The 16259-nt window shown below is 68.8% G+C and carries 11 protein-coding genes; 8 read left to right on the top strand and 3 right to left on the bottom strand.

Annotated elements, in window-relative coordinates; all coding sequences use genetic code 11:
- Positions 1-35: 35 nt before the first annotated feature.
- Positions 36-5243, bottom strand: coding sequence for a family 43 glycosylhydrolase (locus tag ACFWXQ_RS03545; protein WP_383944382.1), 5208 nt, complete (start codon positions 5241-5243; stop codon positions 36-38).
- A 403-nt stretch (positions 5244-5646) separates the two neighbouring features.
- On the opposite strand from ACFWXQ_RS03545, the gene ACFWXQ_RS03540 reads away from it, so the two are divergent.
- Together ACFWXQ_RS03540 and ACFWXQ_RS03535 are read left to right on the top strand one after the other, a co-directional pair.
- On the top strand, positions 5647-7083 hold the full coding sequence (locus ACFWXQ_RS03540) for a family 43 glycosylhydrolase (RefSeq protein WP_383944407.1): 1437 nt from the start codon (positions 5647-5649) through the stop codon (positions 7081-7083).
- A 117-nt stretch (positions 7084-7200) separates the two neighbouring features.
- A complete protein-coding gene (locus ACFWXQ_RS03535) occupies positions 7201-8625 on the top strand; it encodes a family 43 glycosylhydrolase (RefSeq protein ID WP_383944410.1) in 1425 nt (474 codons plus the stop codon).
- 83 nt (positions 8626-8708) lie between these two features.
- Here ACFWXQ_RS03535 and ACFWXQ_RS03530 read toward each other — a convergent pair whose 3' ends face one another.
- Both ACFWXQ_RS03530 and ACFWXQ_RS03525 read right to left on the bottom strand, forming a co-directional pair.
- Positions 8709-10139 carry an ATP-binding protein gene (locus ACFWXQ_RS03530; RefSeq protein ID WP_383944384.1) on the bottom strand — a complete coding sequence of 477 codons (1431 nt, stop codon included), beginning with the start codon at positions 10137-10139 and terminating at the stop codon, positions 8709-8711.
- The gene (locus ACFWXQ_RS03525) at positions 10136-10834 is read right to left on the bottom strand and encodes a response regulator transcription factor (protein ID WP_383944387.1); all 699 of its coding nucleotides are present in this window, start codon (positions 10832-10834) and stop codon (positions 10136-10138) included. The genes ACFWXQ_RS03530 and ACFWXQ_RS03525 overlap by 4 nt, the downstream gene beginning before the upstream one ends.
- A gap of 151 nt (positions 10835-10985) precedes the next feature.
- Between ACFWXQ_RS03525 and ACFWXQ_RS03520 the strand changes: the two genes are divergently transcribed.
- The 6 genes from ACFWXQ_RS03520 (at position 10986) to ACFWXQ_RS03495 (ending at position 16234) form a co-directional block, all read left to right on the top strand.
- Positions 10986-12326 carry a ferric reductase-like transmembrane domain-containing protein gene (locus ACFWXQ_RS03520; RefSeq protein ID WP_383944390.1) on the top strand — a complete coding sequence of 447 codons (1341 nt, stop codon included), beginning with the start codon at positions 10986-10988 and terminating at the stop codon, positions 12324-12326.
- 10 nt (positions 12327-12336) lie between these two features.
- On the top strand, positions 12337-13062 hold the full coding sequence (locus tag ACFWXQ_RS03515; protein WP_383944393.1) for an FMN-binding protein: 726 nt from the start codon (positions 12337-12339) through the stop codon (positions 13060-13062).
- Positions 13063-13085: 23 nt separating this feature from the next.
- A complete protein-coding gene (locus tag ACFWXQ_RS03510; RefSeq protein ID WP_383944413.1) occupies positions 13086-13832 on the top strand; it encodes an FAD:protein FMN transferase in 747 nt (248 codons plus the stop codon).
- A gap of 160 nt (positions 13833-13992) precedes the next feature.
- Positions 13993-14643 (top strand): GntR family transcriptional regulator, encoded by a 651-nt coding sequence (locus ACFWXQ_RS03505; RefSeq protein WP_383944396.1) that lies wholly within the window; start codon positions 13993-13995, stop codon positions 14641-14643.
- Positions 14644-14711: 68 nt separating this feature from the next.
- The gene (locus ACFWXQ_RS03500; protein ID WP_383944399.1) at positions 14712-15482 is read left to right on the top strand and encodes a PIG-L deacetylase family protein; all 771 of its coding nucleotides are present in this window, start codon (positions 14712-14714) and stop codon (positions 15480-15482) included.
- Positions 15479-16234, top strand: coding sequence for a 4-carboxy-4-hydroxy-2-oxoadipate aldolase/oxaloacetate decarboxylase (locus tag ACFWXQ_RS03495; RefSeq protein WP_383944402.1), 756 nt, complete (start codon positions 15479-15481; stop codon positions 16232-16234). Before ACFWXQ_RS03500 ends, ACFWXQ_RS03495 begins: the two co-directional genes overlap by 4 nt.
- The last annotated feature ends 25 nt before the right edge of the window (positions 16235-16259 follow it).

Raw genomic sequence — 16259 nt, 5'->3', positions numbered from 1 at the left:
GGGCGCCTCTGCTGCTGCGGGTGGTGCGCCGGCCGTCAGCCGAACACGATGCCGTAGGCCTTCGAGCCGTTGCGGTTGTCGTAGACGATGTCGCCCGTGGACTTCTTCCAGATCTTGATTCGGTAGGTGTCGGGGGAGTCCGTGATGGTGATGCGGAAGGCGTAGCCGCCGGTGCCGTTTACCGTGCCCGAGCCCTGGTAGTGGGCTTCCGTGCGGGTGACGACCAGCCAGTCCGAGGCGGTGGAGCGGAACTTCACCTTGCCGGCCGCGAAGTCGAAGGTTGCGTTGCCGCTGGGCACGGTGTCCTTCGCCTTCTTGTACGCGGCGCCGAAGGAGAAGCCCGCGAGACCGGTCAGCGTGGGCTTCGCCGGGTAGGCGCCCGCCGGGGAGGAGATGACTCCGACGCCGGCGATCGGGCCCGCCCCGCGGTCGTAGACGGCCAGTTCGGGCAGTTGGGTGCTGTCCTTGCCGCCGTCGTCGTCGGTCACGGTGACCACCGGACGGTGGATGCCCGCCTTCTTGTAGGTGTGCGTGGCCTCGCAGCCGGTGGCGGTGACCTTGCCGGTGGTCGGCTCGGTGCCGTCCTTCCAGTCGACCTTGCACGTCTGGGTGTCGTCGGAACCCAGGTCGGTGAACGCGGCCTTGACGGCCGCACTCCTGCCGACGGACACCGCCGAGGCGGGCCCCCTCGCCGACGTGATCACCGGCGCCGCGTTGTCCACGGTCACGGTGAGCGTGTCACTGCTGCGGCCCCCGGTCAGCGTCACCTCGTACGTACCGTCGTCGGCGCAGGTGATCGAGGTGAGGATGGCCTCGGGGTCGGCGAAGGCGCAGGGTGAACCGTCCTCGACCGTCCACCGCGGCTTGCCCGCCCCGGAGATCGTGCCGGTGACCGGGATCGCGCTGCCCTCGGTGCCCATGGCGTCCGGACCGGCCCGGACGATCGTCACCGGGTCGATGCTCGACAGGGTCGGGACGACCTTCTTGATCAGGCCGTCGGCGTCGAACTCCAGCTTGTCGATGGTGGTTTCGCGGTTCGTGCCGTCGCCGCCGGGGATGGCGAAGCGGTGGTAGGCGATGTACCAGTCGTCGGTGTTCGGCACCTTGACCACCGAGTGGTGGCCGGGGCCCTTGATGCCCAGGGACAGGTCCTTCTCCAGGATCACGCCCCGCTTGGTCCAGGGGCCCGTGGGCGAGGATCCGGTCGCGTAGGCGACGCGGTAGTTCTCGTCCCGGGTGTCGTTCTCCGACCACATGAAGTAGTAGGTGCCCTTGCGCTTGATGACGAAGGTGCCCTCGTTGTAGCCGCTGGGAGTCATGTCGGTGACCTTCGACGCGTCGAAGGAGACCATGTCGTCGTTCAGCGGGACGGCGTACGCCCTGCCGTTGCCCCAGTAGAGGTACGGCGTGCCGTCGTCGTCGGTGAACACCGCCGGGTCGATCATCTGGCCCGGATACAGGCCCGCCTTCAGCAGCGGCTTGTCCAGCGCGTCCTTGAACGGGCCCGTGGGCGAGTCGGACACCGCGACACCGATGTTCGCGTCGGCGCAGAAGTAGAAGTAGTACTTGCCGTTCCGCTCCTCGATCGCCGGCGCCCAGGCCCTGCTGTCGGCCCAGCTGACATCCGGACCGAGGTCGAGGATGACGCCGTGGTCCTCCCAGTGGACCAGGTCCTTGGAGGAGTACGCCTTGAACTGTGTGCCGCTCCAGCCCGGGAAGCCGTCCGTGGTCGGGTAGATGTAGAAGGTGTCGCCGAAGCGTGTGATGTTCGGGTCGGCGTTGAGCCCCGGCAGCACCGGGCTCTTCATCTCCATGGCCCGGACCGTCCAGGTGCGTTTCCTGCCGTCCGAGCCGGTCACCTCGTACTGCACGGGCTCGGTGAAGTCGTGGAGCGAGCCGGACGCGGGGCTGATCGACGCCCCGTGGGCGAGGCCGAACTCCGGTGCCAGGGCCGTGACATCACTGCCCTCCGCGAGCGGCAGCGTGATCCTGCTGTCCGCGTCGTCGATGATCGCGTCGACCTTCAGAGCGGGGTGGGTCGCCGAGGCGATCCCCGTGGTGTTCCCGCTCAGCTCCAGGACCTCGGCGGGCGACAGCGCCCGGTTGTAGATCCGGAAGTCGTCCACCTCGCCGCCGAAGTACGGGTCGGGTGAGTAGAGCGACCTGCCGATGTAGCCGGAGTAGCCCTTCGACGCGTCGTACAGCTCGGACGGCTTGATGGTGACGCCGGTCGCCCGGGCCGCCTCGACACCGTCCACGTAGAGGATCGCGGTCTCGGTCGCGCTGTTCACGGTCACCGTGACGTGCTGCCACTCACCGGGGGTGAGCTGCGAGCCGCCGATCATCTGCTTCTCGCCCGACCAAGTGGCCTTGGTGATCGCGGAGAAGAGCTTGCCACCGCCGTTGGACGGGGTGGCGAAGAGGTACTTGTCGCTGTCCGGGCCAAGACCGAAGAGCCACTGGAAGTTGTCCCCGCCCTTCCACTTCGCGTACGTGGAGACGGTGACGCTGTCGGTGTTCTTGAGAACGCCGTTCGGGATCCGCACGTACGGAGAGGTGGTCGAACTGCTCGAACCGCCGGACATCTTGAACGAGCCGCCGTCCACGCCGGTCCCGAAGTCGGGCGTACGGACGTACGTGCCGTGGTAGCCATGGCCGCTGGAGTCACGGGCGATGCTGCCGCCCGTCTCGTCGAAGCCGTAGTGCAGGACCAGGTCGGCGGGCACGTCGGGGCCCTCCGCCGAGACCGTGACCTCGGCCTCGGCCCGGAGCGCGGCGCCGTCGGGCAGGCTGCCCTTCACGGTGAAGGTGCCGGCCTGCGCGTACGCCGAGGCCGGCACGTCGTCCCAGGTGACGGAGACAGGGCGCTTCACGCCGTCCGCGTACTCGGCGATTACCGTGCCCGGCAGGACCGGAGCGTCACCGATGCCCGTCGTCACCTTGACGTCCTCGACCGACTCGACGATCTGGTCCGGCTGGTACGCCTTGAGCAGCCGGTCGTACTCGGCCTGCGTGACCGGAAGTACCGTGCCGTGGCGGGGTCTTGACGGAAGGTCATATCCGGTGGAGGGGGTCCAGTTGCCCGAGGCGAGGTTCGTCGTCTCGAAGGGGATGTAGCCGCGACCGCCGAACTCGTCGAGGAACGCGTACCACTTCTCCTCGGTGTTGGACTTGAACACCAGCGGTCCCTCGGCGGCGCTCATCGCGCCCTTGCCGATGCCCTCGGCCACGAAGTCCCAGGACTCGTCGAGGATCGAGTCGCTCTTCTCCTGGAAGATGAACTTGCTGTTGGGGGTGGATGAGGAGTTGTTCCGCTCGTCCTTCGACAGGCGGTAGTAGGTGTCACCCTGCTTGATCATCGTGGAGTCGATGACCGAGTAGCCGCGGTCGATCCACACCCTGGGCTCGCTGAAGGTGCGGAAGTCACGGGTGGTCGCGTACATCATCCGGTTGTACGTGTCGCCCGAGTGCTCGGGGTTGTCGTACAGCTTCGACGCCCAGAAGACGACGTACGAGCCGAGCTTCTCGTCGTAGAACGCCTCGGGTGCCCAGGTGTTGCCGGCCGAGTCGGGTGAGACCTTGACCAGTCGCTGGTCGGTCCAGTGGACCAGGTCGGTGGACTCCCAGACCATGATGGACTTGCTGCCGGTGCGCTGGGAGGCGTCCCAGTTGCCGTTGCCGTAGATACGCAGGTCGGTGGCTATCTGGTAGAACTTGTCGCCCTCGGGGGAGCGGATGATGAACGGGTCGCGCAGGCCCTTCTCGCCGAGCGTGGAGGTCAGGACGGGCTTGCCGTCGTTCAACTCCCGCCATTTGAGAGGGTCGTTGCCCTTGCTGAGGGCCGCGTAGAGCTGCTCGCCGTCCGAGGTGCCCTCGCCGGTGAAGTAGCTGAACATATAGCCCTTGAGGGGCGCCTCGGCGGGGAGTTCGGGCACCTTCGCGGTGAGGACGCGGGTCGCCTGCGCGTCGCCCTTGGTGACAGTCGCGGTCAGCTCGACGGTGGTGCCGCCGTCGCCGTGCGCCGGACGGTGGACGACGCCGTCGGCGGAGACGACGTCCGGCTTCGCCGAGGTCCAGGCGACCTTCGTGGCGTACGAACCGGTCGTCGGCAGGGTGATGTTGCCGCGCACGTCGTCGAGGTTGTCGACCTTCAGCGCCTCGGCGGCCTGTTCGGTGGCCGTGTCGTCGTCGAAGGCGGCCGGGACCGTGATGTCGAACGACTTGATGTCGGTCACCGGCCCCTTCTTCAGGGTCGCCGTGAGCGTGGCGTGGCCGTCCGGTTCGCCGGCGGCGGGGCGGGTGACGGAACCCGAGTCCGACACCACCGAGGGTGTGTCGGACTTCCAGCTGATGGTGGAGCCGCCCGCCGTGCCCGTGGTCGGCAGGGTGAGGTCCGCGACGACGGCGCTCGTGTCGCCGAGGGTGAGGGCGGCCTTGTCGTCGGCCACGCCCCGGGTGGCGACGGGGAGGGAGAGCTGCTCGACCTCCGAGCCGGCCAACGCCCGGTCGTAGACGCGGAAATCGCGGATGCTGCCCTTGAAGAGCTTGTCGCCCGGGTACACCGACTTGCCGATGTAGTTGGCGGTAGTGGTGCCGGAGCCGATGGAGCCGGGCGTGATGGTGACCGCCGTGTTGCGGGCGACCTCGACGCCGTCCTCGTACAGGACACCGGTGTTGCCGGTCTGGGTGTACGTGACCTGCTTCCACACGGCACGGGTGATGGCGCGGGCGGGGGAGGGCTGGGTGGTCTGTTCCGTCGACCAGTTGCCGGAGGCGATGGACGTCCGGAAGGTGCTGCCGGTGGTGAACAGATAGCCGTTGCCCGCGGATCCGCTCGTGTTGCCGAAGCCGTAGATAAAGTACGGGGTGTTCTGCGCGGAGTCGACCTTCACGTCCATCGAGACGGAGATCGAGTTCATGCCGCTCATGATGTTGTCCGGCACCTTCACGTAGGTGTCGGAGCCGTTGAACGAGAGCCCCTCACCGGTGTCCGACCAGGTGGCGGTGCCGTTCACCGTCCCGGTCCGGCCGTTGCCGGAGGCGTCGGTGACCGCGGTGCCGGAGGCGGCGTCGAGCTTGTACCAGAGGGCCAGGCCGTCGGTGATGTCCGCGCTCCCGGCCGCGCTGGCGGGGGCGACGGGCCCGGCGAGGCCGAGGAGCAGTGAGGCCGCGGTCAGCCCCGCGAGCCCTCCTGCCCAACGTCTTGTACGGCCAAGGGGTCTCGGGGGTCTCGCGAGTCGCATCGTTTCAACTTCCTCTGCTGAGACATGCCGGAAGGAAAGGACCGCGAGGTCTCAGCAGCGGGCTCATGCCATTTCGCCTGTGTGACGTCGCGTTGCGAGAGTGTGAAGCGGTGTGAACGGGGGCGTCAAGAGGTTCCGAACAATGTCCGGCGGGCCGAACGGGTCGAGGGCTTCGCGCAACATCCGTAGGTCCGCGTGGCGTTCGTGGTTTTACGTCACGGAAAGCCGACCGGAACCAAACGTGTCAGAAGCGTTGACGCGTACCTGTTGCGTACCTATCTTCTGGTCGAAGTTACGCACGTCGTACGGTATTTCGAACATCGCGAACGTCGTGCTCATCGGAAGGGGATACGCCGTGTTCCGTGCCCGTCACTGGTGCACCCTCGTGGCAGCGCTGCTCGTGATGCTCGCTTCCGTCGCCACGCAGCCGGCCACGGCCGCGGAGGGGCGGCCGTACACGAACCCCGTCAAGGCGCAGAAGGGCGCCGACCCCTGGCTGGAGTACTACAACAGCAACTACTACCTGGTCACCACGTCGTTCACCGGTGTGCTGACCATGCGGAAGTCGCCGACCCTGGCCGGTCTGTCGGTGGCGCCCAGTGTCCAGGTGTGGAGTGACACGACCTCCACCCGCAACACCAACTTCTGGGCCCCCGAACTGCACTTCGTCGACGGGCACTGGTACCTGTACTACTCCGCGGGGCAGAGCGGCGTCGCCTGCTGCGACTCCCAGCGCACCTACGTCCTGGAGAGCGCGGGCACCGATCCGATGGGCCCGTACACCTTCAAGAACCAGCTCACGGGCTCCAACCTCACCCCGGGCGGCTGGCTCATCGACGCCAGCGTCCTGCGGCACAACGGCAATCTGTATCTGCTGGGCAGCGGCTTCATCAACGGCAGTACGCAGAGCCTGGTCATCGCGCCGATGAGCAACCCGTACACGCTGAGCAGCTCCACCTTCAGCGTCATCTCCAGCCCCACGCTGAGCTGGGAGACCTCGGGCGGCGCCGTCAACGAGGGCCCCGAGCCGCTGTACCACGACGGCCGCACCTTCCTCACCTTCTCCGCCAGCCACTGCCAGACCGCGGACTACAAGCTTGGCCAGCTCGAACTGACCGGCGCGAACCCGCTGTTGGCGTCCGCGTGGACGAAGAAGCAGACCCCCGTCTTCCAGCGCAACGATGCGGCCGGCGTCTACGGTCCCGGTCACAACGGGTTCTTCACCTCGCCCGACGGCACCGAGAACTGGATCGTCTACCACGGCAACAACACCGCGAACGGCGGCTGCGGCAACGGCCGGACGACCCGCGCCCAGAAGTTCACCTGGAACGCGGACGGCACGCCGAACTTCGGCACCCCGGTCGCCCTCGGCACCACCCTGCCCGGCCCGGCGGGGGAGACCGCGGCGACCCCGACGGCGTACACGCTGGTGAACCGCAACAGCGGCAAGTGTCTGGACGTGGCCGGCGGCAGCACCGCGGACGGCGCCAACATCTTCCAGTGGACCTGCACCGGCGGCGCCAACCAGAAGTGGCGGATCGAGGACCAGGGCAACGACACCAGCCGGCTGGTCAACGTGGCCACCGGCAAGGTCATGGACACCGCCGGCTGTGCCGCCGCCGACGGAACCGACATCGCCCAGTGGTCCTGGCTGAACAACAACTGCCAGAAGTACCGCCTCGTGTACACGGCCACCGGTGACTACGTGCGGATCGTCAACGAGAGCACCGGCAAGGTCGCCGACGTCGCCAACTGCGGTACGGGCGACGGCGTCGACGTACGCCAGTGGACCTGGCTCAACAACACCTGCCAGCAGTGGCAGTTCAAGCCCACGACGTGACCGGCGCGCATCCCGATCGACCGGCTCGAGTGGCTCGACCGACGCGCTCGACGTGACCGAGACGGATTCGACTTCGACGTGATCGAGAGGAACTCAGTGAGACGCACGATCGCAAGGGTGGTCACGGCGCTGCTCGTCATCCTGGCCGCCCTGACCTCCGGCATCGCCGAGGCCGCCGCCCCCGCCTCGCCCGCCGTCACCTTCACCAACCCCGTCGCCGAACAGCGTGCCGACCCGCACATTTTCAAACACACCGACGGCTACTACTACTTCACCGCCACCGTGCCCGCGTACGACAGGATCGTCATGCGGCGGGCCACCACCCTCCAGGGCCTGTCCACCGCCACCGAGACGACGATCTGGACGAAGCACGCCAGCGGTGACATGGGCGCGCACATCTGGGCGCCGGAGATCCACTTCATCGACGGCAAGTGGTACGTCTACTTCGCCGCCGGTGCCTCCAACGACATCTGGAAGATCCGGCCGTACGTCCTGGAGACCAGCGCCGCCAACCCGCTGACCGGGACCTGGACCGAGAAGGGCCGCATCGCCCTGCCGCTGGACACCTTCTCGCTCGATGCGACGACCTTCACCGTCGGCGGCACCCGCTATCTGAGCTGGGCGCAGAACGACCCGGCGGTCGGCACCGGAACCAGCGTCTATCTCGCCCCGATGTCCAACCCCTGGACCATCAGCGGCACTCCGGCGCGCATCTCCACCCCGACGCTCTCCTGGGAGATCGTCGGCCACCGCGTCAACGAAGGACCGGCCGTCATCCAGCGGAACGGCAAGGTCTTCATGACCTTCTCCGCCAGCGCCACCGACGCCAACTACTGCCTCGGCCTGCTGACCGCCAACGCCACCGCGAACCTGATGAACCCGGCCTCCTGGACGAAGACCCAGACCCCGGTCTTCAAGAGCAACGACGCGACCGGCCAGTACGGCCCCGGCCACAACACCTTCACCACGTCCGAGGACGGAAAGTCCGACATCCTCGTTTACCACGACCGCAACTACAAGGACATCAGCGGCGACCCGCTCAACGACCCCAACCGCCGTACCCGCTACCAGAAGCTGTACTGGAACGCCGACGGCACGCCCAACCTGGGCATCCCGGTGGCCGACGGTGTCACCCCGGTCCGCTTCTCCTCGTACAACTTCCCCGACCGGTTCATCCGGCACTGGGAGTACCGGGCGAAGATCGAGCCGAACGTCACCAACCTCGCGGACTCCCAGTTCCGTGTGGTGACCGGGCTTGCCGGCACCGGGACCGTCTCGCTGGAGTCGGCGAACTTCCCGGGCTACTACCTTCGCCATCGGAGCAACGGCGAGGTGTGGGTGGACAAGAGTGACGGGAGTACGGCCTTCAAGGGCGACGCGAGCTTCTATCGGCGGGCGGGGCTGGCCGATGCGGCGGCGGGGGTTTCGTTCGAGTCGTACAACGTTGCGGGCAGCTATGTCCGGCACTTCAACTATCTGCTCGTGACGCAGGCTGTCGATACGGCGACGGCTCGGGCTGACGCCACGTTTTACGCCGAGTAGGCGGGGGGCTCGCCCCGTGGGGCGTCGGGTGCGGGTCGACTGTGGCTGGTCGCGCAGTTCCCCGCGCCCCTGAAGGGGCGCCATTACGGAGTCAGCGGGAGGCTCATCGTGAACGTTGTTGCGCCCGGGCCGCTTGTCAGGGTGATCGTGCCGCCGTGGGCCTGGACCAGGGAGCGGGCTACCGCCAGGCCGAGGCCGCTGCCTCCGCGGTCTCGGCTGCGGGCCTTGTCTATGCGGAAGAAGCGGTCGAAGACGCGTTCCTGGTCGGCGGCCGGAATGCCGGGACCGGAGTCGGTGACCTTGACGACTGCCGCGTCGGCCACGACCGACACCTCGACGGACACCTTCGTACCGGCCGGGGTGTGCACGGCGGCGTTGGTGAGGAGGTTGTCCAGGACCTGTCGGATGCGCAGGGCGTCGAGGCGCAGCCGCACCGGACCGGGACCGGCGGTCACGGCCAGCGGATGGTCCGGGCGGGCCGCGCGGAAGGCCTCCGCGGCCTGGCGCACCAGCTCCGCCAGGTCCGCGTTCTCCAGCCGCACCGGTGCCTCCACCTCGGCGGCGTCCAGCCGGGCGAGCAGCAGCAGGTCGTCCAGGAGGATGCCCATCCTGGCCGCCTCGGCACGCAGCCGGGCCAGGTGCTTCTCCCGTTCCTCGGGCTCGTTTGCCGCCGCGTACTGGAAGAGGTCCGCATAGCCGCGTACCGACATCAGGGGCGTACGGAGCTCGTGCGAGGCGTCCGCGACGAATCGGCGCAGCCGCTGCTCGGCCTCCGTGCGGACGGCCAGCGAGTCGTCGATGTGCTGCAGCATGGTGTTGAACGCGGTCCGCAGCTCCTCGACCTCCGGGCCGCCGTTCCCGCGGTCGGCGCGCACCGGCAGCCGCGCCGAGTCGGTGAAGTCGTGCGAGGTGATGCCGCGGGCCGTGTGCGCCATGTCGCTGAGCGGCTTCAGGCCCCGCCGCAGCACCGCACGGCCGAACACCACGAGCCCGACCAGCGCGAGGGCGAAGGCGACGACCTGGACCGTGGCCAGCTGGTCCATGGTGTCCTCGATGTCGTCCATGGGCGCCGCGGTGACCAGGACCACCCCGGGTTCGGGCTCGCAGGCCCGCAGCCGGTACGTGCCCTCACCCTTGATGTGCGCGGTGCGGAAGACCGGGTCGTCGCCCGAGTCCCGTACCGCCTGGGCGACGACGGCGAGCTCGTCGGCGTCCGCCGGCACGTCCGCCGGCTCGCGGAGCACGGCCGAGTTCGCCGAGACCTCGTACGAGGCGGTGTACCAGCCGTAGTACGGCTTCCCCTGCACGGTGCCGTACGCCTCGACGTCCTTGGACTGGGTGAGCTGGACGAGCTTCATCTGGTCGTTGAGCTGGCGCTCCAGATAGTCCCGCATGTACATCGAGAGCGACGCCCCGACGACGGCGAACACGACCAGCGAGAGCACGCCCATGCCGAGAGCCAGCCGGGTGCCGAGGCGCAGCCTGCGGTAGGTCTCCCTGAAACGGCGGATCACTCGGCGACCTGCCGCACCACGTATCCGACGCCCCGCACGGTGTGGATGAGCGGCGCCTCGTCGTCGTCGCTGCCGTCGAGCTTGCGGCGCAGCCGGCTGATGACCAGCTCCACCACGTTCGACCGGCCGCCGAAGCCGTACTCCCAGACATGGTCGAGGATCTGCGCCTTGGTGAGGACCGTCGGCGACTTCCGCATCAGATAGCGGAGCACCTCGTACTCGGTCGGGGTGAGCGTCAGCAGCCGGTCGCCGCGGCGCACCTCGCGGGTGTCCTCGTCCATGGTCAGGTCCGCGACACTCAGGACCGACCGCTGGAACGCCGGTCCCGCACTGCGGCGCAGCACGGTCCGCAGCCGGGCCATGAGCTCCTCCACCGCGAACGGCTTCACCAGATAGTCGTCGCCGCCCCTGGTCAGGCCCGCGACCCGGTCGGCCACGCCGTCCCGCGCGGTCAGGAACACCACGGGCACCATCGTCCCGGACAGCCGCAGCCGGTCGAGCACGGCGAAGCCGTCGAGCCCGGGCAGCATCAGGTCGAGCACCACGATGTCCGGATGGAAGTCCGCGGCCCGGTGCAGCGCCTCCTCGCCGGAATTCGCGGTCACCGCCTCCCAGCCCTCGTAGCGGGCGACCGTCGCGACCAGGTCGGCGATGGGCGGGTCGTCGTCCACGACGAGAAGTCGTACTTTTTCCACGTGCCCATAGTGCTTCACGCGCCTCCTGACGCCATAGCCGCGGGCCTGTCTACTTCATATCGATAAAAACTTGAAAGTTGACCGACAGGAAAACGACAGCACCCGGCAGGCAGGCTCAGAGTCCCAGGACCCGATCTAGGAGTTGCCGTCCGTGACTACTGTCCAGACGACCGTTCCGCCGCCTCCCGCGGCTGTACGCCCCAAGGTGGTGGCCCGCGCCGGCCTGTACGGCGTGCTGGCCGTGAACGTGGCCGTGGTGACCGTGTTCTTCGTGCAGGCCGGGTTCGCCTCGAACGCCCTCATCGTCATCGGCCGGCTCCTCGGTCTGTACGGCGCGCTCCTGATGGCATTCCAGCTGCTGCTGGTCGCCCGGCTGCCGTGGCTCGACCGCCGGATCGGCATGGACCGGCTCACCTCCTGGCACCGCTGGGTCGGCTTCGGCCTGCTGTGGACGCTGCTGGGCCACGCCGTGTTCATCACCTTCGGCTACGCCGACTCCTCAGGCCTGGACCCGGTGAGCCAGGTGGTGGACCTCGCCGAGACCGTCGAGGGCGTACTGCGCGCAGTCGTCGCGCTGGTGCTGATCCTCCTGATCGGCGGCGTCTCTGCCCGCTACGCCCGCCGAAGGCTGGCCTACGAGACGTGGCACTTCATCCACCTCTACACATACCTCGCGGTCGTGCTGGCCTTCACGCACCAGGTCGCGGTGGGTACGACCTTCACCGCGTCGTCCTTCGCCACGGCGTACTGGTACGGGGTGTGGGGCGTGGCGCTCGGTGCGGTCGCCCTGGGCAGGCTCGTGCTGCCGCTGTGGCGGAACATGCGCCACCAGCTGCGGGTCTCGGCCGTGGTGCCCGAGTCCGACAACGTCGTGTCGATCTATATGACAGGGCGCGACCTGGACCGGCTGCCGGCGCGCGCGGGCCAGTTCTTCCTGTGGCGGTTCCTGACCAAGGACCGGTGGTGGCAGGCCAACCCGTTCTCGCTGTCGGCGGCACCGGACGGGCGGACGCTGCGGCTCACCGCCAAGACGGCGGGCGACGGCACCGCGGCCCTGCGGCATCTGAAGGTGGGCACGCGGGTCTTCGCCGAGGGCCCGTACGGCGCCTTCACCGCGATGCACCGCACCCGGCCCGAGTCCGTGCTCATCGCTGGCGGCGTGGGCGTCACCCCCATCCGGGCCCTGCTGGAGGAGGTGGAAGGGCACGCCGTGGTCATCTACCGCGTGGGGTCCGACCGGGACGCGGTCCTCTACGACGAGCTGCGGGAACTCGCCGAGGCCAAGGGTGCCGAACTGCACCTGGTGTCCGGGCCGGTCAGCCCCGACAAGCTGGCGCCGCACGAGCTCGTACGGCTCGTGCCGGACATCGGCGACCGGGACGTCTTCCTGTGCGGACCGCCTCCGATGATGAACGCGGTGCTGGGCAGCCTGCGAGTGCTGAACGTGCCCAAGCAGCAGATCCACTTCGAGCGCTTCAGCCTGGCGGGATGAGAGAGACACCGTGAAACGAGCCATTCCTGTCCTGGTCCTGACCGTCGCGGGTCTGATCCCGGTGTGGCGCTACGCGCCCTCGACCGACACGTCGTCCACCACGGAGGTCGCCGAACCCGCCTCGACACCTTCCACGTCCTCCTCGGGGGGTACCTCGAACCAGGTCGTCGCCGGTTCGACCATCAAGACCGAGAAGGGTCCCGTCCAGGTCGAGCTGACCTTCGACGGCGACAAGATCAGCTCCGTACGGATGCTGCAGCAGCCGAACCACCCGCAGACGAAGGCCGCGGTCCCGAAGCTGATCGCGGAGACGCTCACCGCACAGAGCGCCGACATCGATGCCGTCTCGGGCGCCACGATCACCAGTGAGGGGTACGTCGAGTCCCTCCAGGCCGCCATCGACGCGAAGCCGGCGTCTTCCTCGTCGTCTTCGTCCTCCTCCTCTTCTTCGGCCTCGCCGTCCGCCTCCGCCGCCGCCTCGCAGGTCGTCGCGGGTTCGGCCGTCGGCACGGAGAAGGGCACCGTGCAGGTGGAGGTGACCTTCGAGGGCGACAAGATCGGCGCGGTGCGGATGCTGCAGCAGCCGAACCACCCGCAGACGAAGGCCGCCGTGCCGAAGCTGATCGCGGAGACGCTGGAGGCGCAGAGTTCCGACATCGACGCCGTCTCGGGCGCCACGATCACGAGCGAGGGGTACGTCGAGTCCCTCCAGGCCGCCATCGACGCGAAGGGCTGATCGCGATGTCGACGGCTGAGGAAGTGCGCCGCGTCGAGCACATCATGGGGCTGCCGATCTCTTTGCGGATCGACGGCGGTGACGCTGACGGGGGTGACCCCGCCGGGGGCGCATCCGTCGCCGCGGACCCGGTGTTCGCCTGGCTGCGCGAGGTCGACGCGCGGTTCAGCCCCTTCATCGCCGACAGCGAGGTGTCCCGGCTGGGCCGGGGAGAGCTCGAATCCCACGAGCTCAGTGCGGACCTCGTCGAGGTGCTCGACCTGTGCGAGGAGTACCGGGTCGCGAGCGGGGGCGCGTTCCAGGTGCGGCTGCCCGGCCGCGGCCTCGACCCCTGCGCGATGGTCAAGGGCTGGGCGGTGCAGCGGGCGGCGGAACTGCTGCTCGCCGAGGGCGTGACGACGTTCTGTCTGAACGCCGGCGGCGATGTGGTCTCCGCCGGCCGTCCGTGGCGGGTGGGAGTCCGCCACCCGGAACAGGCCGACCGGCTGTGCGCGGTCCTGGAGATCACCGACGGCGCGGTGGCGACCTCCGGGCGGTACGAGCGGGGTGACCACATCCTCGACGGCCGCACCGGACGTCCGGCGACCGGGCTGCTGAGTCTCACCGTCGTGGCGCCGTCCCTGACCGAGGCGGACGCGACGGCGACCGCGGCGTTCGCGATGGGCGCGGACGGGATCGACTGGGCCGCCGCACGCGAAGGCTGTGAGGTGTTCGCCGTGGACGCCGGGCGTCGTGTCTTCCGCACGTCGGGGTTCCCCGTCGCCGCCTGATCGCGGGGAACCGCTCGCACGGACTCCTGAGGGCCCTGACATCCGCAACCGCGGGTGCCAGGGCCCTCGGTGGTATGCCCGGACCATATGGGGAACAAAATTGTTGACAATCTTGTTCGTCTAGATTTAGGTTCGACAGGCACTCACTCAGGGGGCACACATGCCGAAACAAGCCCGTCCGAGCACCGGAGAGCAGGCCAGGCAGCACGCGTTCGCGCAGCTGCGGCAGGCGATCCTGCGTGGCGAGATGGCACCGGCCCAGCGGCTGGTGGAGAACGAACTCGCCGAGCAGTTCGGTGTGACACGGGCCAGTGTGCGGGCTGCACTGATCGAGTTGGAGTCCGAGGGACTGGTCGAGCGGATCCGCAACCGCGGTTCGCGGGTTCGGGTGGTGACCGTGGAGGAAGCGGTCGCCATCACCGAGTGCCGCATGGCCCTCGAAGGGCTGTGCGCGGCCAAGGCGGCCGTCGCGGTCACGGACGAGCAGCTGACCCGGCTGGTCGACGTGGGCGAGGCGATGTCCAAGGCCGTCGCCGACGGCGAGCCGGTGACCTACTCCGACCTCAACCACGAACTGCACGCCCTCATCAGGCAGTTCTCCGGTCAGCAGACGGCCGTGGAACTGCTGGAGCGGCTCAACGGGCAGCTGGTGCGCCACCGTTTCCAGCTCGCGCTGCGACCGGGGCGGCCCCAGAAGTCCCTGGGTGAGCATCTGGCCATGATCGAGGCGATCAGGGCCCGGGACCCGCAGGCGGCCGAAGCAGCCGTCCGCGCCCACCTCGCGGGAGTGATCGACGCGTTGCGCGAGTGACCGACGTGTTGCGCGAGTGACACCGCGGGGGTGGGCCAACCGGCCTGTCCATCAAGGAGATTGCATCAATGACGCACGGCAATGCGCCCGCCGCCCCACCCCCGACACCCCCCGTTCCACGATCCACCCTTGTCGTCACCGCGCATGCCGGGGACTTCGTGTGGCGGGCGGGTGGAGCCGTCGCCCTCGCCGCCTCGCGCGGTGAGAAGGTCACCATCGCGTGCCTGACCTACGGCGAGCGCGGTGAGTCCGCGAAAGCCTGGCGCGAGGGCAGGTCGCTGGAGGAGATCAAGGAGATGCGCCGAGCGGAGGCCGAGGCCGCCGCCGCCACCCTCGGCGCCGAGGTCGTCTTCTTCGACGCCGGCGACTACCCCCTGACCGTCACTCCCGAGCTGACGGACCGGCTGGTGGCCGTCTACCGCGAGGCGCAGCCCGACGTCGTCCTCACCCACCCGCTCGAAGACCCGTACAACGGCGACCACCCGGCGGCCGCCCGGATGGCATTGGACGCGCGGGTGCTGGCACAGGCCATCGGCTACCCGGCGGAGGGGGAGATCATCGGTGCCCCGCCGGTGTTCTTCTTCGAGCCGCACCAGCCCGAGATGTGCGGCTTCAAGCCGGAGGTTCTCCTCGACATCTCCGAGGTGTGGGAGACCAAGCGCAAGGCCATGGAGTGCCTGGCCGCCCAGCGCCATCTGTGGGACTACTACACCGACCTCGCCGTCCGCCGCGGAGTGCAGCTCAAGCGCAACGCGGGCCCCAACCTCGGCCTGCCGCACACCACTTACGCCGAGGCGTACATGCGCCCGTACCCGCAGGTCACGGAGGAACTGGCATGAGCGGCCTGATCGTCACCAACCCTCCGAAGGCGCCCGAGAAGGACGTCGAGGCCCTGTCCGGATACGGTGTCGCCACCGTCCACGAGGCCCTCGGCCGCACCGGCCTCCTCGGCAGCGACCTGCGCCCGATCCAGCAGGGCGTACGGGTCGCGGGCACCGCCGTCACCGTGCTCAGCTGGCCCGGCGACAACCTCATGATCCACGCGGCGGTGGAGCAGTGCGGTGAGGGAGACATCCTCGTCGTCACCACCACCTCGCCCTCCACGGACGGCATGTTCGGCGAACTCTTCGCGACCGCACTGCAACGCCGGGGCGTACGCGGTCTGGTGACCGGCGCCGGAGTGCGCGACACCGAGGAACTGCGCGCGATGGGCTTCCCCGTCTGGGCGGCTGCCGTGTCCGCGCAGGGCACCGTGAAGGCCACCGGCGGATCCGTCAACGTACCCGTGGTGCTCGGCGGGCAGAGCGTCCGGCCTGGCGATGTGATCCTCGCCGACGACGACGGCGTGATGGTCGTCCCGCGCGAGCGGTCCGCCGAGGCCGTCGACGCGTCCGCCGCGCGCACCGCGAAGGAGGAGGCCACACGCGCCGCCTTCGCCGAGGGCCAACTCGGCCTGGACCGCTACGGGTTGCGCGAGACGCTCGTACGACTCGGCGTGCGCTATCAGTCGTACGAGGAGTACCGGCGGGAGCGGCGGGAGCAGCAGGAACGGCAGGAGCGGCGGGATCCGTGGGACGGGGCCGGAAAGTGACCGGGCTCAGGGCCGGAGTGGGCCC

This window comes from Streptomyces sp. NPDC058697, assembly GCF_042715345.1.
GTDB lineage: Bacteria > Actinomycetota > Actinomycetes > Streptomycetales > Streptomycetaceae > Streptomyces > Streptomyces liliifuscus.
Note: the sequence above shows the minus strand (reverse complement) of the source record. Positions and strands in the feature narration are given on the sequence as shown.